Genomic DNA, 3,739 nt, shown 5'->3' with positions numbered 1-3,739 from the left:
TCCTGACGGCGAGCGATGGCGGCGGTGCGGCGGGCCTTGCCCCGGGGGTCGTCGTGGACAGCGGCACGCTCGCGGAACTCGCCGCCGCCGGGATCGACGCCGAGGAGGCGCGCCGCCGCGGCCGGGCCGCCGAGGTCCTGGAATGGATCGGCGCGGTCTATCGGAGCGGGCCGACGGGAACCGATGTCGGCGATCTCGCGGTCTTCCTGCGCGGCTGAGCCCGGCTCAGTCGCGGTGGAGGAAATCGCCGTAGCGGCCGTGCCAGAAGAGCAGCGGCGTGCCCTGCCGAACGAAGGCGCGCAGCACCCGGCCGACGAGGATGGCATGGTCGCCGCCGTCATGCGCCGCATGGGCCGCGCAGTCGAAGCGGGCGAGGCATCCCGGGAGCAGCGGCAATCCCTCGGGCGTCGTGCCGGGGTCGAGCCCGGCGAAGTCGCTGCCCGCGCGCGCGAAGCGGTGGCAAAGGTCAAGCTGGTCGGCCGCGAGCACATGGATCGCGTAGTGCCCGGCCGCGGTGAAGGCGGAGAAGCGCGCCGAGGCTTTCGCCGGGCACCAGAGCACGAGCGGCGGGTCGAGCGAGACCGAGGTGAAGCTGTTGGCGGTGATCCCGACCGGACCTTTCGGGCTCTGCGCCGTCACCACGGTCACGCCGGTGGCATAGCGGCCGAGTGCCGCGCGGAAGGCGCGCTTGCCGTCGCGCCCCTCGCCGCTGCCGTCTGGCGTGATGTGATCCATGCCCGGTTCCGCTGCCATGTCCCGGACCGCATGAGGGCGGTCGCCGCCGCGGCAGACAGATCACATTCCGGAGCGATTGGCTACCCGCAGGGCAACGATCGTGCGCGGGAAGGCGAAGTGGGGCTCAGACCTCTTCCTCGCCGGTATCGACGAGCCAGCCGCCGGGGCCGGCGATGTGGTCGGGAAGCGCAAGGATCATGAGTTCGCGGATCACGAGGCAGGCCAGAAGGCTCGCGGCAACTTCGTCGAAAGAGAACTGGGTAACAAAATCCATCATAAGCTCCTCGGCTGATACGGCCTGTATGCCCTGCAATCCGGGCGCCTTTGCGGCGCGGGGGTGACATTTCGCGGCCCTTGTCGCGGCGGCCCCGCGGTGGCGGCCCGCTGTTGTCGCGCGGGCACGATCGCCCCTCCACGCAGGCACCTTCCGGCGCGCACCTTGCTCTTTGCCGCCCGCGCCCCTATGTCCCGGCCAACCCCATCGGCCCGGCAGGGCCGGAACGGAGCCCTTCATGTCCACTGCCATGCACTACTTCCGCTGGGCTTTCCTGTTCACGGCAGCGGGTCTCGCCCTCGCCTTCTGGCTCGGCTGGGGATACGGGCACGGGCTTGCCGGCGCGACGAGCTTCTTCCTCATCGGGGTGGTGCTGGCGATCCTGGAAATCTCGCTGTCCTTCGACAACGCCATCGTCAATGCCAACAAGCTGGAACAGATGACGCCGGTCTGGCAGCACCGGTTCCTGACCTGGGGTATCCTCATCGCCGTCTTCGGCATGCGGATCATCTTTCCGCTGCTCATCGTCGTCGTGGCGGCCGGAATCGGTCCCTTCGCGGCGCTCCGGCTCGCGGCGTTCCGGCCCGACGAATACGCCGAGATCATCGCCGAGGCGCATCTGCCGATCGCGGCCTTCGGCGGCACCTTCCTGATGATGGTGGCGCTGCGCTACTTCATCGACGAGGGCAAGGAGGTCGACTGGATCCGCGCGCTGGAATGCCGGTTGCGCCGGTGCGCCTCGATCCGCGGGCTCGAGATCGCCTTCGTCCTCGCGGTCGTGATGATCTTCGCCTCGGTCCTGCCGGACGAGGAGGTGGACCGCTTCCTCTTCGCCTCGGTTAGCGGGCTCCTGACCTTCCTGGCGGTCGAGGTGCTCGGCCATGTCCTCGACCAGCGCGAGGCGGCGCGGACGGCGGCCGCGGGCGGGCTCGGAGCGTTCCTCTACCTCGAGGTGCTCGACGCCTCCTTCAGCTTCGACGGCGTGATCGGCGCCTTTGCGCTGACCCACAACCTCTTCCTCATTGCCATCGGCCTCGGCATCGGCGCGATGTACGTCCGCTCGATGACGATCATGCTGGTGGAGCGCAAGACGCTCTCGGAGTTCCGCTACCTGGAGCACGGGGCGTTCTACTCGATCCTCGTCCTCAGCGTCATCATGTTCGCCCAGACGCTCTGGCATATCCCGGAACTGGTGACGGGCGTGCTGGGCTCTGCCTTCATTGGCATCGCGCTCGTCTCCTCGATCCTGCACAACCGCCGCCAGAGCGCCTGAGCGGACGGCCCTGCCGCCGCCCGGCAAGGGTATCCGGTAACCTTGTGAGGGCGGGTCGCGGAGGTCAGGCGCGGAAGCGCGCGGCGAGCGCGTCGGCGGCGCCGACGAGGAGCGACATGTCCACCGCGAGGGCGACAAAGCGGGCGCCGGCGTCGATGCAGGCGCGTGCGAAGGCCTCGTCCTGCGTCAGGAGCCCCGCCGGCCGCCCGAGCCGCCCGAGCCGGGCAACGGCGTCGAGGACGGCCGCCCGCACCTCCGGGTGGCCGGTCTGGCCGGGGTGGCCCATCGAGGCGGCGAGGTCGGCCGGGCCGATGAAGATGCCGTCCACGCCCTCCGTCGTCGCGATGTCCTCGAGCCGGGACAGGGCGAGGGCGGTCTCGACCTGGAGGAGCAGGCAGATCTCGGCGTCGGCCTTGCCGTGGTAGCCCCCGATCCGGCCGTAACCCGCCGCCCGCATCGTGCCGGCGACGCCGCGGACCCCGGCGGGCGGGTAGCGGGTGGCGGCGACCGCCGCCTCGGCCTCGGCCCGGCTTTGGATGTAGGGGATGAGAAGGGTCTGGGCGCCCTGGTCGAGATGGCGCTTGATGAGCGCGGTGTCGTTGACGCTCGGCCGCACCACCGGCGCCGTCGGCCAGGGTGCCATCGCCTGCAGGAGCGGCAGGACCGCCGCGACCTCGACGGCGGTGTGCTCGGTGTCGAGCACCATCCAGTCGAAGCCGGCGCCCGCGAGCGCCTCCACCGCCGTCGGCTCGGGGATGGTGGACCAGAGGCCGAACTGCAGCTCGCCCGCGACGAGACGGGCCTTGAAGCGGTTCCGGGGTATGTCCATGCGCCTTATCCCTTCAGGAGCCGTGCCGCGCGTTCGACGGCGAAGGCGTAACCCTGCACGCCCGCGCCGGCGATCACCGCCTCGGCGCGGGTGGAGACGTAGGAATGGTGGCGGAAGGGCTCGCGCCGGTGGATGTTCGAGATGTGGACCTCGATCACCGGCCCGTCGAAGGCGTTGAGCGCGTCGAGGAGGGCGACCGAGGTATGGCTGAAGGCGCCGGGGTTGATGACGATGGCGGCGTTTTCGCTCCGCGCCGCCTGCACCCAGTCGATCAGTTCGTACTCGCGGTTCGACTGCCGGCAGGTGACGGAGAGGCCCCTCGCCGCCGCGGTCGATGCGCAGAGCGTCTCGACGTCGGCGAGCGTTTCGCGCCCGTAGATCTCCGGCTGGCGGGTGCCGAGAAGGTTGAGGTTGGGTCCGTTGAGGACGAGGATCGGTTTCATGGGGGCCTTCCGCACGCCGTTGCCGCGCCGATGATGGGAGAAAGGGCCGCGGCCCGCAACGGCGGTTGTGCTTCGGCGCGGGGCAAGTGCGCCGGCTGTTGCCGGGCTGCGTCGCGGCCGGCCCGGTGCGGCGGGAAGGTGCGGCGGGCAGGTGCGGCACGAGGGCGCGGGCGCACTCCGGGGAC

5 protein-coding genes and 1 pseudogene are annotated in these 3,739 nt (G+C 70.7%); 2 read left to right on the top strand and 4 right to left on the bottom strand.

Annotation, left to right across the window (positions count from 1 at the left end):
- Window positions 1–218 (top strand): annotated as a pseudogene (locus F9K34_RS17770) (MOFRL family protein); the annotation flags it as partial.
- A 7-nt stretch (window positions 219–225) separates the two neighbouring features.
- On the opposite strand, the gene F9K34_RS17765 reads toward F9K34_RS17770, so the two are convergent.
- The gene (locus F9K34_RS17765) at window positions 226–735 is read right to left on the bottom strand and encodes a flavin reductase family protein (RefSeq protein ID WP_291338443.1); all 510 of its coding nucleotides are present in this window, start codon (window positions 733–735) and stop codon (window positions 226–228) included.
- A gap of 124 nt (window positions 736–859) precedes the next feature.
- Window positions 860–1,009: a hypothetical protein gene (locus F9K34_RS17760; protein WP_291338442.1), complete on the bottom strand. Its 150-nt coding sequence runs from the start codon at window positions 1,007–1,009 to the stop codon at window positions 860–862.
- Between the two features lie 238 nt (window positions 1,010–1,247).
- Here F9K34_RS17760 and F9K34_RS17755 point away from each other — a divergent pair, with 238 nt between their 5' ends.
- Entirely contained in the window at window positions 1,248–2,282 is a 1,035-nt protein-coding gene (locus tag F9K34_RS17755) for a DUF475 domain-containing protein (RefSeq protein WP_291338441.1), read from the top strand.
- A 64-nt stretch (window positions 2,283–2,346) separates the two neighbouring features.
- Here the strand turns inward: F9K34_RS17755 and F9K34_RS17750 are convergent, their stop codons facing one another.
- Entirely contained in the window at window positions 2,347–3,111 is a 765-nt protein-coding gene (locus F9K34_RS17750; protein WP_291338440.1) for an aldolase/citrate lyase family protein, read from the bottom strand.
- Window positions 3,112–3,116: 5 nt separating this feature from the next.
- On the bottom strand, window positions 3,117–3,554 hold the full coding sequence (gene aroQ, locus F9K34_RS17745) for a type II 3-dehydroquinate dehydratase (RefSeq protein WP_291338439.1): 438 nt from the start codon (window positions 3,552–3,554) through the stop codon (window positions 3,117–3,119).
- Window positions 3,555–3,739 lie beyond the last annotated feature (185 nt).

Origin of the sequence: Albidovulum sp., assembly GCF_008933605.1 — a bacterium.
Lineage (GTDB): Bacteria > Pseudomonadota > Alphaproteobacteria > Rhodobacterales > Rhodobacteraceae > Albidovulum.
This window is presented reverse-complemented; position numbering and strand designations above follow the sequence as displayed.

Excerpts from the sequence above, each read along its gene's own strand:
- F9K34_RS17765 (WP_291338443.1), bottom strand. The coding sequence starts at position 735 with ATGGATCACATCACGCCAGACGGCAGCGGCGAGGGGCGCGACGGCAAG.
- F9K34_RS17760 (WP_291338442.1), bottom strand. The coding sequence starts at position 1,009 with ATGGATTTTGTTACCCAGTTCTCTTTCGACGAAGTTGCCGCGAGCCTT.
- F9K34_RS17755 (WP_291338441.1), top strand. The coding sequence starts at position 1,248 with ATGTCCACTGCCATGCACTACTTCCGCTGGGCTTTCCTGTTCACGGCA.
- F9K34_RS17750 (WP_291338440.1), bottom strand. The coding sequence starts at position 3,111 with ATGGACATACCCCGGAACCGCTTCAAGGCCCGTCTCGTCGCGGGCGAG.
- aroQ (WP_291338439.1), bottom strand. The coding sequence starts at position 3,554 with ATGAAACCGATCCTCGTCCTCAACGGACCCAACCTCAACCTTCTCGGC.